This window comes from Parvularcula marina (genome assembly GCF_003399445.1).
GTDB classification, from domain to species: domain Bacteria; phylum Pseudomonadota; class Alphaproteobacteria; order Caulobacterales; family Parvularculaceae; genus Parvularcula; species Parvularcula marina.
In genome coordinates this window covers 284,644-309,856 of record NZ_QUQO01000002.1, presented here as the reverse complement: position 1 = coordinate 309,856, position 25,213 = coordinate 284,644, and the positions used below count along the sequence as shown (strand labels likewise).

The 25,213-nt window shown below is 60.0% G+C and carries 20 protein-coding genes and 1 pseudogene; 5 read left to right on the top strand and 16 right to left on the bottom strand.

The window, feature by feature from the left end; all coding sequences use genetic code 11:
• Nucleotides 1-146 precede the first annotated feature (146 nt).
• Nucleotides 147-2,777, bottom strand: a complete 2,631-nt coding sequence (locus DX908_RS15300; RefSeq protein ID WP_116393356.1) for a TonB-dependent receptor domain-containing protein — start codon at nucleotides 2,775-2,777, stop codon at nucleotides 147-149.
• Nucleotides 2,778-2,865: 88 nt separating this feature from the next.
• On the bottom strand, nucleotides 2,866-5,835 hold the full coding sequence (locus DX908_RS15295) for a beta-helix domain-containing protein (protein WP_116393355.1): 2,970 nt from the start codon (nucleotides 5,833-5,835) through the stop codon (nucleotides 2,866-2,868).
• 337 nt (nucleotides 5,836-6,172) lie between these two features.
• Between DX908_RS15295 and DX908_RS15290 the strand changes: the two are divergent.
• Nucleotides 6,173-6,919 (top strand): annotated as a pseudogene (locus tag DX908_RS15290) (prepilin peptidase); the annotation flags it as partial.
• Between the two features lie 3 nt (nucleotides 6,920-6,922).
• Here DX908_RS15290 and DX908_RS15285 read toward each other — a convergent pair.
• The gene (locus tag DX908_RS15285; protein WP_116393353.1) at nucleotides 6,923-7,360 is read right to left on the bottom strand and encodes a hypothetical protein; all 438 of its coding nucleotides are present in this window, start codon (nucleotides 7,358-7,360) and stop codon (nucleotides 6,923-6,925) included.
• Between the two features lie 16 nt (nucleotides 7,361-7,376).
• Complete coding sequence (locus tag DX908_RS15280; protein WP_147303832.1) at nucleotides 7,377-8,660, bottom strand: hypothetical protein; 1,284 nt, start codon at nucleotides 8,658-8,660, stop codon at nucleotides 7,377-7,379.
• A 162-nt stretch (nucleotides 8,661-8,822) separates the two neighbouring features.
• Here DX908_RS15280 and DX908_RS15275 point away from each other — a divergent pair, with 162 nt between their 5' ends.
• Nucleotides 8,823-11,048: a fused MFS/spermidine synthase gene (locus DX908_RS15275; RefSeq protein WP_116393351.1), complete on the top strand. Its 2,226-nt coding sequence runs from the start codon at nucleotides 8,823-8,825 to the stop codon at nucleotides 11,046-11,048.
• A 3-nt stretch (nucleotides 11,049-11,051) separates the two neighbouring features.
• Here DX908_RS15275 and DX908_RS15270 read toward each other — a convergent pair whose 3' ends face one another.
• A complete protein-coding gene (locus DX908_RS15270) occupies nucleotides 11,052-11,453 on the bottom strand; it encodes a DUF3052 domain-containing protein (protein ID WP_116393350.1) in 402 nt (133 codons plus the stop codon).
• Nucleotides 11,453-12,820, bottom strand: coding sequence for a glutathione-disulfide reductase (gene gorA / locus DX908_RS15265; protein WP_116393349.1), 1,368 nt, complete (start codon nucleotides 12,818-12,820; stop codon nucleotides 11,453-11,455). The genes DX908_RS15270 and gorA overlap by 1 nt, the downstream gene beginning before the upstream one ends.
• Nucleotides 12,821-12,974: 154 nt before the next feature.
• Between gorA and DX908_RS15260 the strand changes: the two genes are divergently transcribed.
• Nucleotides 12,975-13,487 (top strand): hypothetical protein, encoded by a 513-nt coding sequence (locus DX908_RS15260; protein ID WP_116393348.1) that lies wholly within the window; start codon nucleotides 12,975-12,977, stop codon nucleotides 13,485-13,487.
• 6 nt (nucleotides 13,488-13,493) lie between these two features.
• Here the strand turns inward: DX908_RS15260 and DX908_RS15255 are convergent, their stop codons facing one another.
• From DX908_RS15255 to ftsZ, 3 genes are read right to left on the bottom strand one after another with little or no spacing between them, the layout of a single operon-like run.
• On the bottom strand, nucleotides 13,494-14,021 hold the full coding sequence (locus DX908_RS15255; protein ID WP_116393347.1) for a hypothetical protein: 528 nt from the start codon (nucleotides 14,019-14,021) through the stop codon (nucleotides 13,494-13,496).
• Between the two features lie 30 nt (nucleotides 14,022-14,051).
• Nucleotides 14,052-14,750, bottom strand: a complete 699-nt coding sequence (gene rpiA, locus DX908_RS15250) for a ribose-5-phosphate isomerase RpiA (protein WP_116393346.1) — start codon at nucleotides 14,748-14,750, stop codon at nucleotides 14,052-14,054.
• Nucleotides 14,751-14,800: 50 nt separating this feature from the next.
• A complete protein-coding gene (ftsZ, locus tag DX908_RS16630; protein ID WP_116393345.1) occupies nucleotides 14,801-16,417 on the bottom strand; it encodes a cell division protein FtsZ in 1,617 nt (538 codons plus the stop codon).
• A gap of 152 nt (nucleotides 16,418-16,569) precedes the next feature.
• Between ftsZ and DX908_RS15240 the strand changes: the two genes are divergently transcribed.
• Nucleotides 16,570-16,968 (top strand): hypothetical protein, encoded by a 399-nt coding sequence (locus DX908_RS15240; protein ID WP_116393344.1) that lies wholly within the window; start codon nucleotides 16,570-16,572, stop codon nucleotides 16,966-16,968.
• 57 nt (nucleotides 16,969-17,025) lie between these two features.
• Here the strand turns inward: DX908_RS15240 and DX908_RS15235 are convergent, their stop codons facing one another.
• Both DX908_RS15235 and DX908_RS15230 read right to left on the bottom strand, forming a co-directional pair.
• Nucleotides 17,026-17,559 carry an EF-hand domain-containing protein gene (locus DX908_RS15235; protein WP_147303831.1) on the bottom strand — a complete coding sequence of 178 codons (534 nt, stop codon included), beginning with the start codon at nucleotides 17,557-17,559 and terminating at the stop codon, nucleotides 17,026-17,028.
• 121 nt (nucleotides 17,560-17,680) lie between these two features.
• A complete protein-coding gene (locus tag DX908_RS15230; protein WP_116393342.1) occupies nucleotides 17,681-18,742 on the bottom strand; it encodes an enoyl-CoA hydratase/isomerase family protein in 1,062 nt (353 codons plus the stop codon).
• 144 nt (nucleotides 18,743-18,886) lie between these two features.
• Between DX908_RS15230 and DX908_RS15225 the strand changes: the two genes are divergently transcribed.
• Nucleotides 18,887-19,405: a hypothetical protein gene (locus DX908_RS15225; RefSeq protein ID WP_116393341.1), complete on the top strand. Its 519-nt coding sequence runs from the start codon at nucleotides 18,887-18,889 to the stop codon at nucleotides 19,403-19,405.
• On the opposite strand, the gene DX908_RS15220 is transcribed toward DX908_RS15225, so the two are convergent.
• The 5 genes from DX908_RS15220 to DX908_RS15200 all read right to left on the bottom strand — a co-directional run bounded on the left by DX908_RS15220 (nucleotide 19,379) and on the right by DX908_RS15200 (nucleotide 25,121).
• A complete protein-coding gene (locus DX908_RS15220) occupies nucleotides 19,379-20,047 on the bottom strand; it encodes an SDR family NAD(P)-dependent oxidoreductase (protein WP_116393340.1) in 669 nt (222 codons plus the stop codon). The genes DX908_RS15225 and DX908_RS15220 overlap by 27 nt on opposite strands.
• A 10-nt stretch (nucleotides 20,048-20,057) precedes the next feature.
• On the bottom strand, nucleotides 20,058-20,381 hold the full coding sequence (locus DX908_RS15215) for a YbjQ family protein (protein ID WP_116393491.1): 324 nt from the start codon (nucleotides 20,379-20,381) through the stop codon (nucleotides 20,058-20,060).
• Between the two features lie 777 nt (nucleotides 20,382-21,158).
• The gene (locus tag DX908_RS15210) at nucleotides 21,159-21,743 is read right to left on the bottom strand and encodes an EF-hand domain-containing protein (RefSeq protein ID WP_116393339.1); all 585 of its coding nucleotides are present in this window, start codon (nucleotides 21,741-21,743) and stop codon (nucleotides 21,159-21,161) included.
• A 105-nt stretch (nucleotides 21,744-21,848) separates the two neighbouring features.
• A complete protein-coding gene (gene clpB, locus DX908_RS15205) occupies nucleotides 21,849-24,518 on the bottom strand; it encodes an ATP-dependent chaperone ClpB (RefSeq protein WP_116393338.1) in 2,670 nt (889 codons plus the stop codon).
• A gap of 168 nt (nucleotides 24,519-24,686) precedes the next feature.
• A complete protein-coding gene (locus DX908_RS15200) occupies nucleotides 24,687-25,121 on the bottom strand; it encodes a hypothetical protein (protein WP_116393337.1) in 435 nt (144 codons plus the stop codon).
• Nucleotides 25,122-25,213: the final 92 nt, after the last annotated feature.

Genomic DNA, 25,213 nt, shown 5'->3' with positions numbered 1-25,213 from the left:
TCTGTCACGGATAGTGACAGCAAGCCATAGTTTACTGAACTACACGGGTCTCATTGAGACCTGATTAACACTAATCCTGCGGCGCATAAGGAAAGAGGCGGCCCGAACGGACCGCCTCCCCCTGAAATTTTAGTCAGATCAGTCGCTTAGAAGTCGCGGCTGAGGCTGATCGAGAACTTGGTGCCGCGGTCATATTCAAGGAACGGGGCATCGGCGCCGGAAATGTCTTCCCGATAGGCCGAATAGTCCTCGCCCAGGATGTTCTTGACCGAGATCCCGAGGCCATAATCAGCGCTCATGAATTCGACGTCCTGGCTGAAAACGAGGTCGAAGGAGACCGGCGGCTGTTCAAGAACGGCCGGGCCCGTGCCGCCAACCGTCTCCGCGAAGAGAACGCGCTCGCTGGCATAGTTGACGAGACCCGTCAGCTTGGTGCCGGTGTCGATGTTCTCGATGCCGAGTTGCAGGTTGAACAGGTGATCGGACTGACCTTGCAGCTTCCGGCCATCGGTGATCCGGCCAGCAGCGTCGCCCGTATCCGGCACGAACATGCCTTGAGAGTTCCGGGCGATCGTCACGATGCCATCGGCGCTGACCTTAGATTCCGACCAGGTGTAGTTGGTGGCGAAGAAGAGTTCCTTGCCATACCACTGCTCACCGTCGAACCATTCATCGAGCGGGAATTTCTTCTCGAACTCGACCTCCACACCGTAAACTTCAGCAGACGGCGCATTGAGGAACGAGGTCGTGTTGGCTTCCCGGCCCGTCTGGTACTGCTCAATCGGGTTGGTGATGTCCTTGTAGAACAGGCCAACCGTCAGGAACTCGTTACGGGCAAAGTACCATTCAGCGCGAACGTCATAGTTGTCGATCTCGGAGTTCACGAGGAACGGGTTACCAGTCAGCGTGATGCCAAGGTTCGGGTCAACAAAGTCAGCCACGGCCAATTCGCGGAACTGCGGACGGGTGATCGTCTGGGAGTAAGCACCACGGACCTGGATGTTGCCGAACGGGTTCCAGGTCAGCGTCACCGCCGGCAGGAAGTATTCTTCCTCAAGCGGATCGAAAGACTGGGTACCGCCATTCGCCGTGGTCAGCGTGACCGAAGTCTCTTCTGATGAGTCTTCATAACGGACGCCGACCGAAGCGCGCAGATAGTCGTTAAGCTGAACATCAGCGAGGGCATAGGCCGCAGTCACTTCCATGGAAGCTTCAGACGCATCCGGGAAGAGACGACCGGCACGGGCCGAGATGTTGATGATGTTCGAGGCGAGAACCACATCCGAATAGATGAGGTCGATACGCGAGGCGGCGAGTTCCGGGCTGGCCGAGATGACGCCGGTGGCGCCGGTCTGCGGTGAGCGGAAGTCGAAGTCACGACGCAGTGTCGAGCGGGAATTGTCCCGGTAGCTACCGCCGAAGCGGAGCTCTGAAGTGCGGCCAAAAACATCGAATGGCAGGGTGAAGTCACCTGCGAAATAGAAGTTTTCGTCCTGAAGCTCGGAGAACTTGATCGTGTTCTCGTCAGCTTCACCTTCCGCATAGAGATAGTTCCCGCTGGTCGGGCTCAGAATGCGGTAGGTCTGGCGATTGTAAGGCTCTTCGCGGGATGCTTCGCCGTAAGCGACGCGCCATGCAAATTCGAGGTCTTTCATATCGGCGAACAGGTGTGTGCCGTTGAGTTGCCCCTGCCAGACTTCACGCTCGAGCCAGCTCGTCGATTCGCGGCGGATCTCGTTCTGGGTCACGTCATTATCCGTGTCCGACGTGATCTTGGCCGACTTCAGCGAGCTGCGCAGAAGGTAAGTCGTCAGCGCAATCTCGTGATCGCCATTGCCGAATTCGATGCCCGTCGTGTTGAAGGCATTGACGCCGATTTCCTGGCGGGTCTCGTCGTAATCGGAGGTGACCGAGTTCGAGTTGTTCAGAAGGTTGGTGCCTTCCGTCCGGTTCTCGAAGGCATCACGGAACTGCCACTCATTCGAGTAACCGACATGCGTCGTCGTACCGATGCGATAATTTGCCGTATCCGCGATGATGAGGCCAACGCTGGCAGAGAAGCTGCCATTGACCGGCACGTCGCCTTCAGTGATCAGAAGCGTCTTGTCCTGCTCGAAAGCGGTGTCGAGGGCGATTTGACCGACAGCGTCGACGCCTTCGCGCACGGCGCGGTCTGCAATACCCGGCAGGTTCCGCAGGCCATCATCGAAACCAAGAACGTCCGTGTCCGAGCCATCGTAGAAATAGCCTTCACGGAGCGTCGTCTCGGTGTCAACTTCCATGCCGATTTTCAGCGACACAAAGCTTTCATTCGGCACACCAACGGTACGCAGATCGATCGCCGCACCACCGAATTCAGCGGAGTATTCCGGCGAATAGGTCTTCTGGGCGAGCGATCCGGCAAGGATCCGTGTGGGCACGATGTCGAGCGGTGCTGCACGGCGCAGCGGCTCAGGCGACGGGATCGGCACGCCGTTCAGCGTCGCGGAGGAATAGCGTTCGTTTAGGCCGCGAGCGACCGGGAACTTGCCATCGGTGATCGAGAGACCGGCTACGCGCTTGAGTGCGGAAGCGATATCGGAGTCACCCTGGCGTTCGAAATCCTCAGCGTCGAGAAGGCTCGAAATTTCCGCCGTGTTCTGTTTCTCGTCGGGGACGAGCGCGCCCCGGACGACGATGACGTCACCTTCGTCTTCCTGCGCCACTGCGGTGCCGGCAATGCCGCACATCGCTAGGGCAAGAAGCGCCGATGGCGCCGTTTTACCAAATTTGTTCATGACCTACCTCTAAATGCCCTCTCGGGCGAATTCGTAAACTTGAGACCCGAAAATCCGGGGACGGAATGACCGTCCCCGGATCGGTTTGTTACAGGCTGAAGGTCCAGCCGACATACCAGTTGTCGGCATCGTCACGGATGGCGCCGATGTAATCGACCGTATCGAAGAAGCCCGGAGCGGACGGACGATCGGTGTTGACCGGCGTGATGGCGAGCGCGTTCGGCGCTTGCAGGATCAGCGTTGCGCTGGTGCCGTCGCTGTCAGCAACGAGCGGGTTGGCGACGTCTTCTGCAACGTTTTCGGAGTCAGCGTTGAAGATCGTTTCGCTGTCGCCGAGATCGACATTGCCGTCGCCGTCGTCGCCATTGTTGGCAAGGTAGGTCGACAGGACGGTCGGACGCGGACCGGTTTCGACCGGGTAGGTCGGCGTGAAGTCAGCCGGGGCGTCGAAGTCGAGACCTTCACCGTCGAAGCCGACAACAACACCGTTCGACATCTGACCAGCGGTCCCTTCACGGAGTTTCATGCCGTCATCCGGGCCATCGCCATTTGCATCCGGGCCAGGAACAGAACCACCAAAGTTGGTAGTCAGCGTGAAGTTCCGGATCCATGGGTTGGACTGCGGCTCGATCGCGTTGTCGTTGCCACGGTTGTCACCCTCGAAGCCGCGGTTGGCGTCGCCTTCGGTCTGAACAACGATGGCGTACTGGATGTTACCGGTCCAGCCATCGGTCCAGTCGATCGAGTCATCGCCTGCGCCGGTGATCACAACGTGCTTGGCATTGACGGTGCCGCCGAAGAATTCGACGCCGTCATCCGAGTTGTTGTGAACCTGGATGTAGTCAACTTCCGTATCCGAACCAACGCCCTGGAAGGCGATACCGTTCAGCTCGTCATCCGTCGAGAAGAGGAAGCCAGCATAACGAACCTGCGTGTAGGTGAGACGGCCCGAATTGTCGGTCGGCTCGTTACCGCCGAAGAGGCCAGAGCCACCCTCGCCGTCTTTCTCACACTGTTCCGGGTTCGCAACCGGATCGACTGTCCCAACTTCACAGTCGTTGATCGGGGCACGACCGTTGATCACAACGCCGCCCCACTGACCGCGAGTTGTCGCGGTTGCGGTGCCGTTGAGGTCAGCAAGCGAGGTCATGACGACTGGTGCGCCTTCGGTGCCATTCGAGAAGAGCTGGCTACCGCGTGTGACGATCAGCGCATCTTCACCGTTAAGACCGTAAAGCGTGACACCCGGATCAATGGTCAGAGCGACCTGAACCGCGCCGCCGAACGGGCTGGAAGCGTCAGGACCAGCATCGGTGCCGACGAAGACAGAGCCGTCAAGCTCGTAGAGATTCCCGCCAACGAGACGCGTGTCAGCAGAGACAACGGTCGGCAGCGTGCAAACGCGGGCTTCCGAACGGCCGGCCGGAACCGGGTTGGAGCTGAGCGTCGTGCCAGTCGGGCAAGCAGCATTTGCCGCATCCGGGATCGCGTTGGAAACCAGCGTCCAGCCAGCGAGCCAGGAGTTGGAAATCGCCGTTTCGCTGTCCGAGAAGGCGCCGATGTAATCAACATTATCAATGCCAGCGAGACCGCTGAGGTCTGCAGCTGCAACAGCCTGTTCAGCGCTGCCTGAGAAGACACCGTTGAGCGTGGAGCCAGCCGCTTCGACGATGTTCATCGCAGCCAGCGTGCGTCCAGCGCTGTCGAAAGCACCGCCGTTGTTGTCAGCGAGGAAGATCGAGTCGAGCGTCGGGCGCGGATCAACTTCAGCTGGGTTGGCAGGCGTAAAATCACCCGGGACGTCAAAATCGATGCCCTGCCCCTGGAAGCCGACGATGATACCGTTGGCCAGGAAGCCGCCGGTGCCTTCGCGAAGCTTGGCGCCATCATCCGGGCCGTCACCATTGGCGTCCGGACCCGGAACATTGTTGCCGAAGTCGGTGGTCAGCGTGAAGTTGGCGATATTCGGCATCGACTGCGGACGGATCGCGTTGTCGTTACCACGGTTGTCACCTTCGAAGCCACGGTTGGCGTCGCCCGGCGTTTGCACGACGAGGGCATACTGGATGTTACCCTGCCAGCCATCGGTCCAGTCGATCGAGTCATCACCAGCACCGGTCACGACGACGTGGGTCGCGTTGACCGTCCCGCCGAAGAACTCGACGCCGTCATCAGCATTGTTGTGGACCTGAATATTATCGACCGTCGTCATGTTGCCGACGCCCTGGAAGGCTATGCCGTTAAGCTCGTCATCGGTCGAGAAAAGGAAGCCAGCATACTGGACGCGGACAAATTGCAACGTACCGGAATTATCGGCCGGGTTGCTGCCGCCATAAAGACCAGAGCCGCCTTCGCCGTCTTTGACGCAGAGCTCAGGGCTGACAACCGGGTCCACAGTCCCGTCTTCACAATCGTTGATCGGTGCGAGGCCGTTGATGACAATGCCGCCCCACTGGCCGCGAGCCGTGGAGGAACCGCCAGAGACACCATCAGAAGCCGCTTCCATGGCGCTGAGGTCCGTGCCGTCCTGATCGGCATCGATCAGGTCAGCGGCTGAAGTAAAGATGATCGGCTGGCTCGGCGAGCCAACAGCGTTGATCTGCGACCCCGGGGAGACGACCAGAGCGTCTTCACCATTGAGGCCGAAGACAATGACGCCGGGTTCGATGTTCAGCGTAACCTGCGTGCCCGGAGCAATACCGGTCGCGGCGCTGAAGGTCGAGTTACCAACGAAGACCGTGCCGTCGAGAGCGTAAGCATTGCCAGCTTCGAGCGTGGTATCGGTGAGCAGAGTGCCAGCCGGAATAATACAGGCCGTGATGTCGACACCGCCAACAGTCCGTGTACCTTCAGTCGTGCCATCGGGGCAGAGCTGCGTCGTGAAATCAACAGCGCCATCAGCCGTCGTCTGGCCGCCACCGCCGCCATTACCCGGATTGATGGTGACAGAACCGGTGTTACCGGTATTTTCGACACTACCGCTGCCTGAACAGGCCGCGAGAACCGCACAGGCGCTGGTCAGGAGAAGCCCACCGCGAAGAGAAGAGATCATTTTCATGCTTTTGCCCCCTAAGGCAGATTGCAGGTACAATAAGATTCATAGAGGCCCCACGACCTCACCCCGCGCTCATAGGGAGGCAATTTCACACTTTCATGACATGAAAGACTGGCAAGGGGGAAAATCTGAAAATATTTGTCGGTAAACGGTCTTTTTATAACAATTGCGTGACAATGTGACAGGCCAATGACAATAAGACAGTTCCATGACAGCACGACTTGTTCAGCACTGCTCATAATGCGCAAATAGTGCGCAAGACGGAGGAAATATTCTGCAGTTTGAGATGGATATGATGGGAGTGATTCTCCTGATCGGATTTGCGGGGCTTGGGCTGCTGCTTGGTAGTTTTCTCGGCGTCGTTATCCATCGCGGGCCGCAGATATGGGGGCTGGTTGAGAGCGAGGGTGAAGACCAGACGCTGTCACTCGCCTGGCCGCCCTCTCACTGTCCATCCTGCAAGACGCGGCTGCGGCCCGTCGAGCTGATCCCGATCCTTGGCTATCTCTTCGCGCGCGGCCGGTGCCGTCATTGCGAGACGCCGATCCCCCGCTTCTACCCCATCGTCGAATCGCTAGGTCTTTTCGCAGGGGTCATTTCGGCATTGCTGTTTGCCAGCCCCCTCATGGCAGGCGCATCACTCGCCTTTTTCCTGCTTCTGATCGCCATGGCAGCAATTGATGCGCGCACCGGCTATCTGCCCGATGCGCTGACCCTGCCGCTGCTCACCCTCGGACTTGGTGCAGGCGCATTCGGCATTTTCGTGACAGCGCAGGACGCCATTCTCGGCTGGGTCATCGGCTGGGGATGCCTTGCCGCGCTCGCCGCCCTCTACCGGCTTTTGCGGGGACGCGAGGGCCTTGGGGGTGGGGACGCCAAACTGCTCGGTGCGGGGGCGGCGTTTACAGGCCCCTACGTACTGCCCATCATGCTCGCGCTCGCCGCCTCAAGCGCCCTGATCGGCGCACTATTGATGGGGAAAGGCCGGCTCGACGGCGCAACAGAGATCCGCTTTGGCCCCTGGCTCGCAGGCGCCATTGCAGCGGTTTTCATCCTGCAACGGATCTGGCCGGCACTGCCGCTCTAACGATCAGAAAATTCCGAGGAATTTCTTCCGCTTACGGCGCTGCCACTCGGCCTGCCGCTCGGTGGCATAGCTCAGATAATCCCCGCCCCGCCGCGAGACCTTAGCCTTGGTGAAAGAGATATCAGAGAGCAGCGTGCGCTCCAGCGCGCTTTCGGGCGGCGTGGAGTGATGCGGCGCCACCATTTGCTGGCGCTGGCGGCCCTTACCGGCTTTGGCAGTCGCCTGCATCTCGGTATGCATCGCGGTCAGTGCGGCAGCGACAGGGTCGTGCCCCGGCGTCGCCTGCCCGTCGGTTGTCTGCTCTGGCAACCGGTAGGAGCGCTCAAAGCTCTGGTCCCGGCGCGAGGGGCGCAGCGTGTCATCGACGCTCGTGCCCGAGAGATCGAGCGAGCTGCGCTGGGAAAATCCGTTCCAGATATCGGACAAACGGTCTTTGCTCATGATGTCCGTCCTTCTCCTATAGATCCGCGCGTTCCTTGCCCATCACGAGGCCTTCATTGCGCGTGATGGTAGCAAGGCTGATCGGTCCGCCCACGGTCTCGACCGAGTGCATGACCTTTTGCTGGAAGCTGTTGAGCTTGATGAGCGAGGCAGCGGTCTCGCCCAGCTCTTTCTTCGGCAGGCTGCCAATGGCCCTGAGGATCGGCCCGGTATGCGAGCGGAACTGGTACTCGTCGATCGACGAGAAAAAGGCCTGAATGGCGGCGCCGAGATTGTTTTCTGAATATTGCGCGAAGAGCCGTTGGCGCTGTTCGTCCGACAGGCCCGGGGCCTGCCCTACAACATCCGTCACCAGATGCATGGAGAGCCGCAGCGTCTCGCCGAAGAGGAAATAGCGAAGGCCCTGATCCATGCCGGTCAGGAAGGTGCGGATCATCCGGTCCTGCGCGAAAGGCTGGATAACCGGCCCGGCATCGGCGGTCATATCCCTCGAGCGGTCCTGACGGTGCTTCATCGTGCCCATGATGACGGTCGAGCAAAGATAGCTGCGCATGGAGGGGAAGGTCTCGCGGCGGCCGAAGCCGGCAAAGACCACCCCCGTATAATGTTCGAAGAAGGCGTCCTTGATCACCGAGAAGACCGCGATCTCCTCAAGCTGGCGACGCGTCGTTTCGGAGACTGTGAGCGAGCCATAATCGGCATGCAGCGAAGCAATCAGGCTTTCGATGATTTCCTTGATCGGCCCGGCATAGCGGCGGTTGATCTGGTCAGCCGTCCCGCGTGGGAAACAGGCAAGCTCCCCCCGTGGCGATTCATCGAGATTGGTCCGGTAATCCACATAAAGCTGGTTCACCGTGAATTCGAAGATCGCCGAGACATGGTCGCGCAAATTGCCTGCCTGGGACTGGCGGAAATGCTCGACATGATAGTCGAAATCACTGGCGATGATGCTCATCACGACAGCGATGTGCTTGCAGAATTCGCGGTCCTGATGGTCCTGCGGGAAGAGGTCCGGATTGTTCGACAGGAAAGAGATGAAGTCGCGCGCATAGGCGTCGACCGTGTCGAAATTCTTGCCCGCCGCCTGGTCACGATAGACCGAGATCACGGTCTCCCACGGCATGCCCATCAGCTCGGCATTGTTATAGATCATGACCCCGATCGGCTGATCCGGGACCAGCGGGAACAGCTTGTCCACGCTCTGATAGGTCTTGAGATAGTTCGGCCCTGAGATGGTGACAGCACTGTCAGCGGCCATGGCCACTGCCTGCCTGTTCATCAACACGACTTCTGACGTCATGATATTGCCCCGGAACCCACCTAAACTTGGCGCTACGGTATGGGAAAGAAGCCCCGGGGGCAATCATTCACGCAAAAAGAGCTTAACATTCGCGTCCGGGTTCACGGTTCCACAACGCCTTTCCGATAGGTTTACCCTATTACGCGGAAGGGCTTGAGCCAGATGTCGACCACCTCTGTCCGGCAGGATGCCGTACTTTCCTCCCCTCGCGGGGCCCGGATTCTGGCAGGCCGCCTGCCCTTTATTGCAACTATTCTGACCAGTGCGGCGCTGATTTTCCTCGTTCAGCCGCTTTTTGCGAAGCTTGCGACCCCGCTACTCGGCGGCACGCCGTCCGTTTGGAATGTCTCGCTAGTCTGCTTTCAGACCGCGCTTCTGGCTGGATATGCCTATGCGCATGCGCTGGCCCGCTTCGTGCCGCTCCGCCATCAGGTCGCGGTGCATGGCGCGGTGCTTGTGCTTGCCGGGCTGACCCTGCCGATCGGGCTTTCAGGGGTGCTGGGCGCCCCCAATGAAGGCAATCCGCTTGTCTGGCTGATGGGCACATTCGCAGTCTCGATCGCGCCGGTCTTCATTGCGATTTCGGCGACGTCGCCGCTTCTTCAGCACTGGTACGGCCATTCGGGCGAGAAAGACGCTGAAGACCCCTACTTCCTCTATGGCGCATCAAACATCGGCTCACTGATCGGCCTTGTTGCCTATCCGGTCGTGCTCGAGCCGCTGATCGGGGTGACCACCCAAGGCTGGATCTGGGCGGCCGGATACGCCATCGCGTCTACCGGACTTATCGTCTGTGGCCTGATCGTTGCGGCACGCTCACGTACCGCACAGACGACAGAGCATCACGAGAGCGCAACAAGCACTGCACCCGCTGGCACGATGACAGAGCGCCTGCGCTGGCTGGCGCTTGCCTTCCTGCCTTCTTCGCTTCTTGTGGGGACGACCTCCCATATCTCGACCGATGTCGCATCTGCGCCGTTCTTATGGTCGCCGCCGCTGATCCTTTATATCGGCAGTTTCATCATTGCTTTCGGTGCACGCGAAGCTCTCTTTACCCGGATGGCCGGGATCGTGCTGCCAGTTGCAGCAGGGCTCGTCCTCCTCACCGTCTTTGCGACGAGCTGGCCGATCCTGATCGAGATCGGGATCGCGCTGGCAGCGCTTGGTGCCGCCGCGCTCTATTGCCACGGCACGCTGGCGGCCTCCCGCCCGCCCAAATCGCGGCTGACAGAATTTTACTTCATCATGTCGCTAGGCGGTGTCATTGGCGGCGCTTTCAATGCGATCCTTGCGCCGCTCCTCTTCTCTAGCGTCGTTGAGTTCCCGCTGATCATGGCGCTCGTCCTTTTGACCTTACCCAAAGGGGTATCGGGCGGGCTGATCCGTGTTGGGATATTCACGACAATCGCGATGGGCAGTGTCGTCATCGGCTCGATGATGTCAGGCCATGACAAGGGCGACGTCCAGCAATTCTCGGCCCAGCTTTTCCTCTTTGTACCGCTGATCCTCCTGATCCTCGCCCGGGGCAGCCGCTCGATCGCACTGGCTTGCGTGGCAAGCCTTGCCGCCGCTGCTATCGCCGCGCCCTTCATGGGTAAGCAGACGCTCCTGACTGAGCGCAGCTTCTTTGGCGTTCACCGTGTATCGCAGACGGAGCATCTTCGCGTTCTCATTCACGGCACGACCGTTCATGGCGCCCAGCGTCTTGAAGATCAGGGCCGCCCGACGCCGATCACATATTATCATGCCACCTCCCCGATTGGCGAAGTCTTCTCATCCTATAAGGAACGCTCGCCTGTTGGTGTTGTCGGCCTTGGGGTGGGATCAGTTGCCTGCGCCATGGACCCGTCACAGCGCGGTGTGTTCTATGAGATTGACCCGGTCGTTGTTGAGATTGCGCGCAATCCGGCACTCTTCAACTTTCTCTCCGCCTGCGGCGGAAATTCGGAAATCGTCATGGGGGATGGCCGCCTGACCGTCGCGGATGCCCAGGAAGGCACTTACGGCTTCATGCTGCTCGATGCCTTCAGCTCAGATGCGGTGCCCGCTCACCTTCTGACCCGCGAAGCGCTTTCCATGTTCATGTCACGGACGACAGACGACGGCGTTCTTGCGATCCATATCTCGAACCGGCACCTTAATCTGGGGCCGATCATCGGCCGCATCGCCGGGGCTGAAGGCTGGGTCGCTATCGAGAAGAAATCCCGTGTCGACAATCCACTTGAGACCTTTGCCGCCCCGACCCGCGTTGTGGCACTGGCCCGGCATGACACTGATCTTCTGCCGCTTCTTGCAAATGGCGGTTGGAAGCCTCTTACCTCGGACGGAAAGCATCCGTGGACAGATGAGCGCTCGAACATCCTCGGCGCCTGGGTTGCGAACTGGTAAGGCTCAGCTCTTCCGCTTGAGGAATTTGAGCCCCGACCAGTCATTATCGACGGCGCAGACCTTCACATCGACCCAGCCGGTCGGCAGGATCACCCGTCGAAGGTCGTCCTCCGTCACATCCTTATAAAGAGGTGAGGACTTCTTGGGCCAGCTGACCCACAGCATGCCGCCCTCTTTCACCCGCGCCAGAGACGGCTCGGCTTTGGCTTCCAGCGTCTTCAGATCCTTGCAGAAGAGATGAACGACGTCGGCCGCTTTCGCCCGTGTGCTGAAGGTCACGCCCTCCACCCCGTCGACGAGGTCGGAATAATGATCGGGCGCCGCCATCGTCAGACAAGTCATGCCCGGCTTCAGGCCCAGCTTCTGGTAAAGCGGTTTGCCTGAATAGCCGGGCGTCGGTGCCATTATGCCTGTCCCGGCCGTTTGCGGGCGAGTGTCACCAGCTCCTCCGCCGCTGTCGGGTGGACCGCGCAGGTCTCATCGAACTGCGTCTTGGTAAGCCCGGCCTTGATCGCCACCGCCGCGAGCTGGATCATCTCCGGCGCATCGGCTCCGACCATATGCAGGGCAAGCACTTTCTCAGATCCCTTCTCGACAATCATCTTGGCGTAGAAACGCTCATCATTTCCGGCAAGAATGTTCCGCATGGCCCGGAAATCGGTCTCATAGACTTCGATATCGAGACCGCGTGCAAGGCACTCTTTCTCGGAGAGGCCGACCGTGCCGACCGGCGGCTGCGTGAAGACCGCTTTGGGAATGAAATCATATTCCATCCGTTTCGGCGTATCCTTGAACTGGGTTGAGACCAGCGCCATCGCCTCACGGATCGCGACCGGCGTCAGGTTCTCCCGGTCCGTCACATCGCCGAGGGCAAAGATGCTTTCAACATTGGTGCGGTAATCGTCATCCGTCAGGATCTCGCCTTTCGGCCCCATTTCAACGCCAGCAAGATCGAGCCCCAATCCTTCCGTATTCGGCGTGCGGCCAATCGCCCAGAGGATCTGGTCGCAATCGATGACTTCGCCCGTGATCAGCTCGACATGCTTCTCGCCGCCCTCTTCCCAGAGCCGTGTGAAGACTGTCTCGGGGATATAACGGATGCCGGCGAGCGCAAGATCACTCTCAACCCGCGCAGAAATTCCGGCATCAAAATTCCGAAGCAGCGTCTGCCCGCGATAAACCAGCGTCACCTCCGCCCCCAGACGGGCAAAAACATGCGCGAATTCAAGCGCGATATATCCACCGCCCGCGACGACCAGCCGCTTGGGGAATTCTTCCAGATGGAAGACATCATCCGAGACGATGCCAATGCGGTCCGGGTCTGCCGCGCGATCAAGGCTTGGGCGCCCGCCGACGGCGACGAGGATTTTCTCTGCCGTCACATCGCGGTTTTCCTCAACGATATGAACCGTATGCGGATCCTTGACCACCGCGCGATGCGGGATGCGCTCGACCCCGTTGCCTGCCAACCCTTCATTATAGAGACCGGTCAGGCGTTTGAGCTCCGCCTGGATCGTGTCGCGCAGGGTCGGCCAGTCAAATTCGCTGTCCCCGATCGTCCAGCCATAGCCCTTGGCGTCCTTGAAAAGGTCCGAGAACTGGCTCGCATAGACCATGAGCTTTTTCGGCACGCAGCCGCGTAGCACGCAAGTGCCACCGGTCTCGCGTTCCTCGGCAATCCCGACCTTCGCGCCGGCCTGCGCGGCCCGGTTTGCGGCCCGCACGCCGCCCGATCCTGCGCCGATGACGAAAAGATCATAATCGTAACTCATGGGCCTGAAGCCTCCGTGTTCATTAGGGTTGATCTGTAGCGGACACCGGCTAAGGGGCAAATGGATGCGTCCGCCATATTGATAAACGGCAAATTGATGCCTATATCCTTGGTGGTCTTGGGATGTTTGAAACTCTCATGTGGGGAGAATACCGATGGGAACACCTTTTTTCGTCGCCGCCGCTTTCCTGGTTACAGGCATGGGCGCGCAGGATCCTACAACACAGGTCGACTGGCAGCGTGATCTGAAGATCATCGATGACAAGCCTGCCGCCTCTTCGGTTCGTCCCGAAGACCAGAGCAAGCCCGGCGTCATGCTGCAATGTGCCGGCGATAAGCTCTCCGCGATCTTCGCTGTCGAGGCGATCGATTTTGATGGCATTGAGGATGTGAAAACCTCCCGTGCACGGATCTGGACCGGCAAGCTCTTCATTGATGGAGAACTCGCTGATGAGCGTGATTGGACCTATCTTCCGGCTGCAAAAGCTGCATGGCCGCGGTCAAAATCAGTGGCCGCGAAGGTCTTCAACGCCGTCGTGCAGGGCCAGCTTGTCGAATTCGAGCTTGGCAAAAAAGACCGCGTCCGCGTGCACCTGCCTACAGCTGATCAGGCCTTCGCCGCCTTTGCGGAAGATTGCGCTTCCTTCCGCGCAGCGGCTGCAGAGTAACAAGGCTTACTTCTCGGGGGGCACGAAACCGATGCCCTCCGCATACCGCGAATCATTGAATACGGCGAGCTCCTGAGCGAATACCGACAGGAGCTCTTCTTTTATGGCATCATAAACCGGTTTCAACGCACCCTCGAAATTGAGCGGCACGCGGATCAGCGGCTGGTGACCGACAAAGACGTCGAAGACGCCACCCGATACGGCCATCTTGATGATGACCCGCAGCCATAATTTCCCTGAATCCTCCTCATGCGGCACGGTGATACAGAGCCCGAAGACGATTGGCTCCAGCCGGATCACCGGCGCTTCTGAGAAGGAAAATGCCTTGTCACCATAATCCTTGCGCGGATCGAATGGCCCATGCGGCGGCACGAGAGAGACGCAATCCTCCGTCACGCCGAGATATTCAAGAAACCCATCCGAGATCGCATGCCCCAACGCCCGGCAGCGCACGAGGTTCTCCATCGCCGCTTCGCCATAATCATGGATCGCAGCCTTGAGCTCTTCAAAGGGGGTTTTAGGGGTGTCGGTCATAACGGGCCTCCCTGGACGCCGAGGCGGAAACTAATAGCGGCGGGTGTCGATACCATCCGCGGTGCCGATGATCACCTGATCGGCCATGCCGATAAAGAGGCCGCAATCAACGACGCCCGGGATCATGTTGAGCGCACTTTCAAGCGCGACCGGCTCACGGATACGCCCCAGCTTTGCATCGACAATGAAATTGCCGCCATCGGAGAGAACGAAGCTGCCCTCTTCGTTATGACGCAAGGACAGCTCGACGCCTTCATGCCCTTCACCGGCAAGCATGTCGCGTAAGGCCCGAACCGTCAGGGCAAAGCCGAATTGCTCGATCTCAATCGGCAACGGGAAAGCACCAAGCTCGGTGACGCTTTTGCTCTCATCAGCGATGACAACGAACTGTTTTGCTGCCCGCGCGATGATCTTCTCGCGCAGCAGCGCCGCGCCGCCGCCTTTGATCAAATGCCCCTCGGCGGAGACTTCATCGGCGCCATCGACATCGAGATCGATGACAGTCGTCTCATCGGGAATGATCAGCTCGATACCCGCCTTGCGGGCCAGCGCGTCGCTCGCCTGAGAGGTCGGGATCGCCTCGATCTCAAGGCCCTCTTCGCGGATCTTTCGGCCTAGCCCTTCGATAAAGAAGGCAGCCGTCGAGCCTGTGCCAAGGCCGATCGTCATGCCGTCCCGGACAAGTTCAAGGGCGGCCAGCGCCGCCCGTTCTTTTTGTGATGTGCTCATCGCCGCTCCCTAGCGCCGACTGCCCCTTTTGTGGAAGGGGCTCTTGCGGCTCAGCGGCCGGAGCGGCGCAGGAAAGCCGGGATTTCGAGATCTTCCTCGTCATCCGTCGCAAACGCGTCCTTGGCCATCTTGCGGCGCGGCGGTTGCTCGTCCGCGTGACCAGTCTTAGCCACGAAGGTTTCCTTCAGCGCGTTGAGCGCCGTGCCAATGGTCGAAGCCCCCGTCTTGCGGAAAGGATTAGCCTGCGGCTGACGCGGGGGCTGGCTGGGGCGAAGCGTGACGGTGTCATCTTCGGTCAGCATACGGCGGATACGCTCATGCACATCGCCGACCGGATTCTCGGCACGGCGGCTGACATCATCAGGCGTCAGTTCACGGCGCGCGACCGGCTTTTGCGGCTTCGGCGGCTCTTTTGCAGCCATCGGCACGGATGTCATCGGCGCCTGCGGCTTGGGCTGAGCAGCTGCGGGAGCCGGCACACTCACTTCGACCTTTTGGGCCGCAGGGGCGACAATTTCCGGCAGTGTCGGCTCAATGATCGGCGCGGCATCAGCCAGCTCAATCATGGTCTTCTCTTCAACTTTCTCAGCAGCAACCGGAGCAGGCGTCGGCGCAGCAACACGGGCTGGCGCCTCGGCCTCAACTGGCTTTTTTTCCTCGGCCCTCACTGTGCGCGTGATCACCGGGCGGGAGATTTCCTCAGCCCGCTCAATTCCCGTCGCCACGACCGAGACGCGCATCGTGCCTTCGAGTTCCTGAGAGAAGGTCGAGCCAACGATAATATTCGCATCCGGATCAACTTCGGCGCGGACGCGGTTAGCGGCCTCGTCAACTTCGAAGAGTTTCATGTCGAGCCCGCCGGTGATGTTGATGAGAACGCCCTTGGCGCCTTTCATCGAGGTCTCATCGAGCAGCGGGTTGGAAATTGCAGCGGCAGCAGCCTGGCTTGCGCGCTCGGCGCCGGAAGCTTCGCCTGTACCCATCATCGCTTTCCCCATCTCGCTCATCACGGAGCGGACGTCAGCAAAGTCGAGATTGATGAGGCCGGGGACGATCATCAAATCGGTGATGCCGCGCACGCCTTGATGGAGCACCTGGTCGGCCATCGCAAACGCATCAGCAAAGGTCGTGTTCTCGTCAGCAAGGCGGAAGAGGTTCTGGTTCGGGATGATCAGGAGCGTATCGACTTTGTCTTGCAGCTCTTCGATCCCAGCCTCAGCGGTCCGCATACGGCGGGCGCCTTCGAACTGGAACGGCTTGGTGACGACACCGACCGTCAGGATACCTCGCTCACGCGCTGCTTTGGCGATGACCGGGGCTGCGCCCGTGCCGGTGCCGCCGCCCATGCCGGCGGTGATGAAGAGCATGTTCGAGCCATCAAGCAGCGCCATCAGCTCTTCGAGGGATTCTTCCGCGGCCTGACGGCCTACATCGGGGATCGAACCTGCGCCCAAGCCCTTCGTCGTGCCCGCACCCAGCTGGATCTTGTGTGACGCCTTGGCGAGGCCGACAGCCTGCGCGTCTGTGTTCGCCACGATGAACTCGACGCCTTCCAGCTGGGCATCGATCATGTTGTTGACCGCGTTACCGCCTGCCCCACCAACCCCGATCACGCTGATACGCGGGGTGAGTTCGGTAAGATCCGGAGCTGAGAAATTTAGCGGCATATGACCCTCGTCGCGGCACTAATGGAAACCTTGGTTAAAGGATCAGTCATAACGGTTACCCCTTCGTTAACCGCACCCCTAAAGCGCGAGAAATTCCGCGTAACTTTTTTGATGCCGGTACGAAGAAAAAAGAAAACCGTTGGGGACTTTTCATGCCGTCAAATCTGAAACCAGCTCTTGCCATCCTGCGCTATGCGCTCAGTGCCTTTCTCGCCGTCTGGGTCGTCGAGAAATTCCTCCACCCGGAGACCACGGTCGCCATCTGGAAGCACTTCTATCTCGTCGAGGCCATGCCCGAGGTCGGCTCCTATGTGATCGGCGCGATCCAGGCCGTCGCGCTTCTCGGCTTCGTCCTCGGGATCGCGAAATTCTGGTCTTACGGCTTCTGGCTCGTCACCCATTCGCTCGGCACGGCACTCAGCTACAAGCAGCTGCTGAACCCCTATGACAGCGTGAACCACCTCTTCTGGGCCGCGGTCCCGGTGGCAGCCGCCTTCCTCCTTCTCTTCCTGCTGCGGCGCGAGGATACGCTCGGCACGCTGGGCAAATAAAAAAGGCGGCACCGAATGGCGCCGCCTTTCCCAATGAGAGAAGCAGTCTCTGACAGCTTACTGAAGGTTGGTCTTGCCTTTACGCAGCGAAGCAAAAGTCTTGACTTCAGCGCCGGTGAGGACTTCGTCACCGTCTTCGTCGGCAGCGGCGAATTCTTCTTCGAGAGCAGTTTCAAGCTCGACACCGGTCAGCTCGCCATCGCCCTGACTGATCGCCGCAAAGCGGGTGCGTAGATATTCCGCGGCCGTCGGCTGGACTTCTTCGGTGGCCATGTCGCCATCGATTTCGCCCTGGATTTCACCTTCGAGCACTTCCGCCATCGGATCGATGGCACCTTCGGCTTCAAGGCCCGCAGTCACGAATTCTTCTTCGGTGACTGTCATGTCGCCATTGGCGTCAGCCGCTTCGAATTCGGTTTTGGCGATGACTTCAAGATCGGTCTTGAGGATCTCGCCGGTGAGTTCGACATCGACGGTCTGTTCCGCCGTCAAATCAACGGGGGCCTCAATTTCGAGGTCCGTCGTTGCAGAAATATCCTGAGTAGAAAAAGCAAGGGCGCTAACCGCCGCCACAGTCAGTACATTGATCATCATAGGTCTCCTGTCGTCTTACCCTTAACGGGTGACGAGGGAGTGATGCGCGCCATCCAAGGCATCTCCGCGCTAATATTAAGACTTTATCGCCCAATATGGGGCCAAGATGTGGCAACTCTTACGAGATCCCTGAAAGATCGAGCGGCCCGCCAGCAGGCGCTTCGAAATACCCTTTGATCACGTCTTCTGAGACCTCTGAAAGTTTCTCAGGTTCCCATTTCGGCCGCCGGTCCTTATCGATCACCTGTGCGCGCACCCCTTCATAGAAGTCGTGGCCGGTCAGAATATTCGCGGTCACATTGAACTCGCGAGAGATACAGCTGGCAAAATCGTCCGGTGCACCGGCTAAAAGCTCATGGGTCAGAAGAAGGCTCGTCGGGCTGCCGTGGGCGATCCGGTCGAGGCAATGCGCGCCAAAACCCTCATGTTCATCCCGCAGCTGCCGCAGCAGCGCCGGCACAGATTCAACCCGCTCGAAATAGGTACGGATCATGTCGAGCATCTCGATGAGATCGCCCGGTCGGCGGTTCGCCGCGCCATCGAGGATCGCCGAGATCGTCGCGCCTGCATCTCCGGCAAGATCGAGGCTGAGGAGATCGTTCCGTACACCCGGCAGATTATCTTCGGCGATAACATGGGCTGCCACCCCCGCCGTCAGGCAGTCCGCACCCTTCAGCCGCGTACCGGTATAGGCCAGATAGTTCCCCATCCCGCTCGGCAGGCGCGGCAGGAAATAGCTCGCCCCGACATCAGGGATCAGGCCGATGCCGCATTCGGGCATAGCCCAGAGGGTCCGGCCCGTCGCGACGCGATGGCTTGCCTGGTTCGATATGCCGACCCCGCCGCCCATGCAGATGCCGTCCATCAACGCGACGTAGGGTTTCTTGAATTGCGCGATCCGCGTGTTCATCCGGTACTCTGTCCGAAAGAACCGAGCCGCCAGCTCAGGGTCGTCCTTGCCGGTATCATTGAGCCAGCGGATATCCCCGCCTGCACAGAATGCCTTCTCCCCCTCGCCCTCGACCAGCACTGCGCGGACCTCGTCATCTGCCGCCCAGTCGATGAGCGCGCGATCGATCACCTCGCACATGTCTTGCGTCAGGCTATTGAGTGCCTTCTCCCGGGTCAGGGTAATTACCCCCCATGCGCCTTGTTTCTCCGTGTGGATATCATCGCTCATGGCGGTCTCCTTTATTCTTCTCCGGGCCGGTCGGCGCTCTCGTAGGCCGCCTCGCGTCCAAGGAAAACCGGCATTTTGCCGAATTGTAATTGCGACTTATTCTCAATAGCGGTATGGTCAGACTCGAATCGGTGAGGAGACCCCATGTTGCCTGAACAGTCCCAGACCGCCGCAACGCTTGGCTGCGGCAGCCATCTGGCCCTCAAGGGCCTGCGCCATGCCGTGCTTGGCCGCCCAAATACGCATCTCTTCACCTATCAGCAGGCCTTCGGCGCCGACGCGATAAATGCGAGCCGGCTCTTCCGCTCCTTCATGGAGCTGCTCGGTCTCTCGGCACGCAGACCGGTCCAGCTCCGGCAGGTCTGCTGCGGGCTGATGACGCCGAATGAAGTCTCCCTGCTGCAGTTCCTCTCCGCTGCCGGTGACGGGCGGCAGGAGACAGAGCAATCACATCTCAGCTGGATCGCCCGGTCCTTTGCCCATTCGGGCCTGCGGGAGCTGGGCGGGCTGATCGCCGGGCTCTTCTCCGCTCATGGGATGGAGATTACCGCGCCCTGCGGCGCGGCCCCTGCACCGGACAGGCCCCGTCCGCTGGAGCTTTGCGAAGATGAGACGCCCGCCGCGCCGGAAATGGCCTCAGGAAAGGCCGCGTACCGGCAGTAATGCGCCGTGCACGTCTTTTGCTGTCTCCGAGATCAGAAAACACATGACGGCAGCGAGATGGTCCGGTGACACCCAGTTGTCAGGATCCGCATCGGGCATCGCCTCGCGGTTTGCCTTAGTGTCGAGGATTGTCGGCAGGACGGCATTCACATTGACGCCCTCCCCGCGCAGCTCTTCGGCGAGGGTTTCGGTCAACCGCATCACCACCGCCTTAGAGGCAACATAGGCGCCCATCTGGGGCTTGCCCGAAAGCGCCGCATAGGCGCCGACATTGACCATGGCGCCTTTTGTTTTCTTCAGTACCGGGACGGCAGCCTTCACCATGTTGCGGCAGGTCTCGACATTGAGGCGGAACATCTGCGCCCAGTCCTCATCATCGCCGCCAGCGGCGTCATGTCCCATGGCAAAGCCGCCCGCGATATTGAGGACGGCATCGAAATCGCCGATCCGTGAGACCGTCTCCTTAACCGCCGCCCGGTCGGTCAGGTCGATCTCGAAGCGTGAGCGGGAGGCATCCTCATCCCGGAAGGAAAGATCAAACTCGATGACTCGTCCGCCGAGTTCCTCGACGGTCTTCACCGCCGCCTGACCCAGCGCGCCGCCCGCGCCCGTGACGATGACTGTCTTGCCTTTGAGCAGCATGATGATCTCCTCAGCGCAGGCGTACAGCCGTACCGTTGCAGGAAACCATCAGCATGGAGCCTTTTTGCGTGTCGATGGCTTCGTAATCGACATCAATTCCAATGACCGCATCGGCGCCCAACGCCTTTGCTTCTTCGGCCATGTCGGCCATCGCATGGTCGCGCGCCTCGCGCAGCGCTTTCTGATAACCGCCTGAGCGGCCGCCGATAATATCGCGGATCCCGGCAAAGAGATCGCGGAAGATATTCACGCCGAGAATGGCCTCACCGGCCACAACGCCGAGCGCTTCGCTGTTCTCACGGCCGGGCACATTATCCGTTGTCGTCATATGCATGTCTGAATATTCCTTCCCTCTGTCCTGATCCTTGAAACTGATCACCGGTGCCTCAAGGTCATCACGGCGTACCAGCAGGCGGGGCGGCGTGACGGCTTTAGCACTCTTACTATCATCTTGGGTAGATGACGCCTCATGCAAGGGTACCTGCAGCTGGACTTCACCGAAAATCGGCTCCGTCTGCAGGATAGCCCGCCGGGCACCCGCTTTCTGCACCAGCGATTTGAGGGCGGCAGTTGCCGCCATATGGCGTTCTTCGATCGTGTCCTGAAGGATCTGTGGATCGTTGAGCCCGACGGACAGCGCATGCAGCGCCGCCATGTAGAGCTCGAAGACATCGCCAATCGCCGCGCGATCGAGCGCTGAGGCATAGTCATCGCGGATGTCGCGCGCGTCCCGGCTCGCCCCGTCGACCATTTCAGCGCGCCGACGCCGATGGGTCTCGCCTTCGCCATGCATGAATTCCGCGCGCAGATTTTCAACCATGTCGGTGTGGTTTTTGACCCAGCGGGTCACCGCCCGGCCACGCTGGTCGCGATAGCGGCTGCTTTCGCGCTGGCGGTCGAGATGAACTGCGATTGCGACCGAGATGACGATCCCGATGACGGTCCCCGCCCCTTCGGCAATCATGTTCTGGAGGAAGTCGGCATTGAATCCGTGCGGCTGGCCCGAATCAACGATCAGCGACTTGATACTTTCCCACATGCCCCCGGCACTCCCACGCAAATAAAAGCATTAGGGGAGGAGAAGGCCGGAAACAAGAGAAGCTCGGCTCGACTAGCGCGGCGCCTGTCCGCCGCCGGGACCGCCATTGCCACGTGGCCTGCCGCCCCCCGGACCGCCTCGGCCTCCCATCTGTTGGGATGGTAAGTTCAGCTGACGGATGAGTTCACCTCGCGTGACGACGCCGTCGCCATTCTTGTCGGCGGTGGCAAATTCCGCTTCGAGCTGGGTCATCACCTCCCGGCTGCTGATACTGCCGCTGCCATCGCGATCAAAGGAGAGCTGGCTCGGCCTTGCCGTCGCACTGCCAAGATAGGTATCCGCCCATGCCGACAGCTCGATCAGTGAGACGGTACTGTCCGCATTCCGGTCCATCCGCACCCATTCGCTTGCGGCTCCTTCGCTGAGTTCGGCGCGCGTCAGCGACCCGTCATGATCGGCATCATAGCCTGCCAGCACCAGCGCGATGGGCTGGGCGATGTAGGCACCATCAAGTTCAGCAAGGGCGCCCCTTGCACCGGGCGGCTGACCCCCGCCGGGACCACCGCCCCTCGGTCCCGGCCCGCCCGGCCCCGCGCAAGCGGTGAGCAGGCAGGCGGAGAACACGGTGAGGAACGCGGCGCGGCGGACATGGGACATAAGGGAACTCCAAATAAAAAGCTGGCGGGAGCATGTTCACTCCCGCCAGCCCTGTCTTGTGGAATTATGTCACGAATTGTATCCGTAAGCGGATCAACATTACCGTCAGTTAAGGAGCGTACCTTCTCCCGGTTGTGACCGACTGAACGCGCCGGGCTCATCGCCCAGCTTGAAGACATCGCGCGAGGTGATCTGCTCGCCATTCAGCGTCAGCCCCGTCTCATTGGCGGAGAGATGGAGCACCTCGCCGTCATGGATGTCTCCGGCCAGAATATGCTCCGCCAACGGATCTTGCACCGTCTTCTGGATCACGCGCTTGAGAGGCCGCGCGCCGAAGGCCGGATCATAGCCTGCCTCGGCAAGCCAGTGCCGGGCCGCGTCATCAAGCCCAATCCGGATCTTCCGGTCATTGAGCAGTTTCTGTAGCCGCGCGATCTGGATATCGACAATCGCACCCATTTGCGCCCGCTTGAGCCGTGAGAAGAGGATGATCTCATCAAGCCGGTTGAGAAATTCCGGCCGGAACGCCGCCCGCACGGCATTCATCACCGGCCCGCGCACGCTTTCGACATCCTCTTCCTCGCCGAGACCCGTCATCAGTTCAGAGCCGAGGTTCGACGTCAGAATGATGATCGTGTTCTTGAAATCGACCACCCGGCCCTGACCATCGGTCAGCCGCCCGTCATCGAGTACCTGCAGGAGCACGTTGAACACCTCCGGGTGCGCCTTTTCTACCTCATCGAACAGGACCACCTGATAGGGTCGGCGCCGAACCGCTTCGGTCAGCACACCCCCTTCTTCATACCCGACATAACCGGGAGGCGCACCGATCAGGCGGGCCACGGAGTGTTTCTCCATGAATTCCGACATGTCGATCCGCGCAATCGCGGTGTCGTCATCAAAAAGGAACGCGGCTAGCGCTTTCGTCAGCTCGGTTTTCCCGACCCCGGTCGGCCCGAGGAACAGGAACGAGCCCAGCGGCCGGTTCGGATCCTGAAGCCCTGCCCGCGCCCGGCGCACGGCAGCTGAGACGGCGCGCACCGCCTCGTCCTGCCCAATCACGCGAGTATGCAGCACATCCTCCATCTTGAGGAGCTTTTCGCGCTCGCCCTCGAGCATTTTGTCGACCGGAATGCCGGTCCATTTCGAGACGACCTGCGCGATGGTTTCGGAATCAACGACCTCTTGGACAAGGCCGGAATTGACACCTTCCTTGTCCTGAGCATTCTCTGCTGCATCGAGCTTTTTCTCAAGATCAGGGATCATGCCGTATTTGATTTCAGACGCCCGGCCGAGATCACCTCGGCGCTCCGCATCGGCCAGTTCCTGACGCGCGCGGTCGAGCGCTTCCTTCACTTGAGTGGTCGACGCCAGCGCCTCTTTTTCTGCCTGCCAGCGGGCCGTCAGCTCAGCCGATTTCTCTTCGAGATCGGCAAGGTCCGCCTCCAGTTTTTCAAGCCGGTCTATCGAGGCGGCGTCATCTTCTTTTTTCAGCGCCTCGCGCTCGATCTTCATCTGGATGATTTGACGGTCAAGCGCGTCGAGTTCTTCCGGTTTTGAATCAACCGCCATGCGTAGACGCGAGGCTGCCTCGTCAACAAGGTCGATCGCCTTATCGGGCAAAAAACGGTCAGTGATATACCGGTTACTGAGCGTTGCGGCGGATACAATCGCCGAGTCGGCGATCCGCACCCCGTGATGCAGCTCATATTTTTCTTTCAGGCCGCGCAGGATCGAGATCGTGTCCTCGACCGTCGGCTCACTGACCATCACGGCCTGGAACCTGCGGGCAAGGGCTGCGTCCTTCTCAACATATTTACGGTATTCATCGAGCGTCGTTGCGCCGATACAGTGAAGCTCCCCGCGCGCCAGCGCAGGCTTCAGAAGGTTCGAAGCGTCCATTGCGCCATCGGTTTTCCCGGCGCCGACAAGCGTGTGCATCTCGTCAATGAAGAGGATGATCCCCCCTTCCGCAGCAGTGACTTCCTGCAAGACGGCTTTGAGGCGTTCTTCGAATTCGCCACGATATTTCGCCCCAGCGATCAGCGCGCCCATATCAAGCGCGAGGAGCTGCTTGTCCTTCAGGCTCTCGGGCACATCGCCATTTACGATGCGCAAAGCGAGCCCTTCGGCGATGGCAGTCTTACCGACACCGGGCTCCCCGATGAGGACCGGATTGTTCTTGGTACGGCGCGACAGGATCTGCATCGCGCGGCGAATTTCCTCATCCCGCCCGATAATCGGGTCGAGCTTGCCGTCACGCGCGGCTTCGGTCAGGTCGCGGGCATAGCGTTTCAGCGCATCATAGGCCTGCTCGGCCGATGCATTATCAGCTGTCCGGCCTTTGCGGATGTCATTGACGGCGGCGTTGAGGTTCTGCGGCGTGGCGCCGGCTTTCTTCAGGCTCTCTGCTGTCTCACCTTCCATCGCGAGGGCGATAAGCATCCGCTCGGCGGTGACATAAGAGTCCCCGGCCTTCTTGGCGATTTCCTCTGAGCGCTGAAAGATCTTGGCGGTAGGCTGCGCCATATAGACTTGAGCATTCGCCCCCTCAACGCGGGGCAGCTTGGCCAGCGCCGCATCGGTCAGCTGCAGCGCCGTCGCCGGCTGGCCGCCGGCATGGCGAATAAGGTTCGCCGCCAGGCCCTCGCTGTCATCGAGCAGCGCCTTTAACAGGTGATGCGGGGTGATCTGCTGGTGATTGTCGCGGATCGCAATTGTCTGCGCCGCCTGAACCATGCCCTTGGCACGGTCGGTATACTTCTCAAAATTCATGTCATGACCTCAGGTGAGCATCAAAGAGATGGGAGTCCCGGAAATCGGCAACCCCCTGATGCTTGTGAGATGGTCACGAAAAAGGCCGGGTTCAAGGTCTGAACCCGGCCTTCGGCTGCCCCTGGGGCGTTTCCTCAACCCTTGTTTTTTGTGTTTCTGGCAGCCCTGTCAGTGACCATTGCAGTCCGCCCCGTGCTCAGGGCACCATGCGGCTTCGGCGCCTGCTGCCTGTTTGTTCCGGCGCATCAAGAGGATAATCGCGGCCAGCAGGAGGAACGGCCCGAGCAGTGTACCGATGGTGATGAACAGCCCGGCCATGACGCCGATCAGGCCGAGAACGATCGAAATCACCATGGCGACAAGCCCGATGATGAGGCCGATCAGCCCAACGGTCAGCCCCACGATCAGAGCGATGACCCCGGCGATCACGCCGCCGATAATCTCCCAAGGCTCGAGCTCGCTGACGGTCCGGCCGTCAATGATCACATGGCCCTCGCCATAGGTGTAGACCGCCCAGACGCCCGCCGCGATGACCGCGACGAACAGGACGATCATCAGCATCGCCGATGACGAATTCCCGCGTTGTTGATGTTTTTCAAGCATTTCCCAGCTCCCCAGCCGCCCCATCCCCATGATGGGAGTGTTATCGAAGCACGATAAGGGAAAAGCCTGCCTGTGACAAGATTACAGATGTG

Coding starts and splice junctions, on each gene's coding strand:
- DX908_RS15300 (WP_116393356.1), bottom strand. CDS start 2,777: ATGAACAAATTTGGTAAAACGGCGCCATCGGCGCTTCTTGCCCTAGCG.
- DX908_RS15295 (WP_116393355.1), bottom strand. CDS start 5,835: ATGAAAATGATCTCTTCTCTTCGCGGTGGGCTTCTCCTGACCAGCGCC.
- DX908_RS15285 (WP_116393353.1), bottom strand. CDS start 7,360: ATGAGCAAAGACCGTTTGTCCGATATCTGGAACGGATTTTCCCAGCGC.
- DX908_RS15280 (WP_147303832.1), bottom strand. CDS start 8,660: ATGACGTCAGAAGTCGTGTTGATGAACAGGCAGGCAGTGGCCATGGCC.
- DX908_RS15275 (WP_116393351.1), top strand. CDS start 8,823: ATGTCGACCACCTCTGTCCGGCAGGATGCCGTACTTTCCTCCCCTCGC.
- DX908_RS15270 (WP_116393350.1), bottom strand. CDS start 11,453: ATGGCACCGACGCCCGGCTATTCAGGCAAACCGCTTTACCAGAAGCTG.
- gorA (WP_116393349.1), bottom strand. CDS start 12,820: ATGAGTTACGATTATGATCTTTTCGTCATCGGCGCAGGATCGGGCGGC.
- DX908_RS15260 (WP_116393348.1), top strand. CDS start 12,975: ATGGGAACACCTTTTTTCGTCGCCGCCGCTTTCCTGGTTACAGGCATG.
- DX908_RS15255 (WP_116393347.1), bottom strand. CDS start 14,021: ATGACCGACACCCCTAAAACCCCCTTTGAAGAGCTCAAGGCTGCGATC.
- rpiA (WP_116393346.1), bottom strand. CDS start 14,750: ATGAGCACATCACAAAAAGAACGGGCGGCGCTGGCCGCCCTTGAACTT.
- ftsZ (WP_116393345.1), bottom strand. CDS start 16,417: ATGCCGCTAAATTTCTCAGCTCCGGATCTTACCGAACTCACCCCGCGT.
- DX908_RS15240 (WP_116393344.1), top strand. CDS start 16,570: ATGCCGTCAAATCTGAAACCAGCTCTTGCCATCCTGCGCTATGCGCTC.
- DX908_RS15235 (WP_147303831.1), bottom strand. CDS start 17,559: ATGATCAATGTACTGACTGTGGCGGCGGTTAGCGCCCTTGCTTTTTCT.
- DX908_RS15230 (WP_116393342.1), bottom strand. CDS start 18,742: ATGAGCGATGATATCCACACGGAGAAACAAGGCGCATGGGGGGTAATT.
- DX908_RS15225 (WP_116393341.1), top strand. CDS start 18,887: ATGTTGCCTGAACAGTCCCAGACCGCCGCAACGCTTGGCTGCGGCAGC.
- DX908_RS15220 (WP_116393340.1), bottom strand. CDS start 20,047: ATGCTGCTCAAAGGCAAGACAGTCATCGTCACGGGCGCGGGCGGCGCG.
- DX908_RS15215 (WP_116393491.1), bottom strand. CDS start 20,381: ATGCATATGACGACAACGGATAATGTGCCCGGCCGTGAGAACAGCGAA.
- DX908_RS15210 (WP_116393339.1), bottom strand. CDS start 21,743: ATGTCCCATGTCCGCCGCGCCGCGTTCCTCACCGTGTTCTCCGCCTGC.
- clpB (WP_116393338.1), bottom strand. CDS start 24,518: ATGAATTTTGAGAAGTATACCGACCGTGCCAAGGGCATGGTTCAGGCG.
- DX908_RS15200 (WP_116393337.1), bottom strand. CDS start 25,121: ATGCTTGAAAAACATCAACAACGCGGGAATTCGTCATCGGCGATGCTG.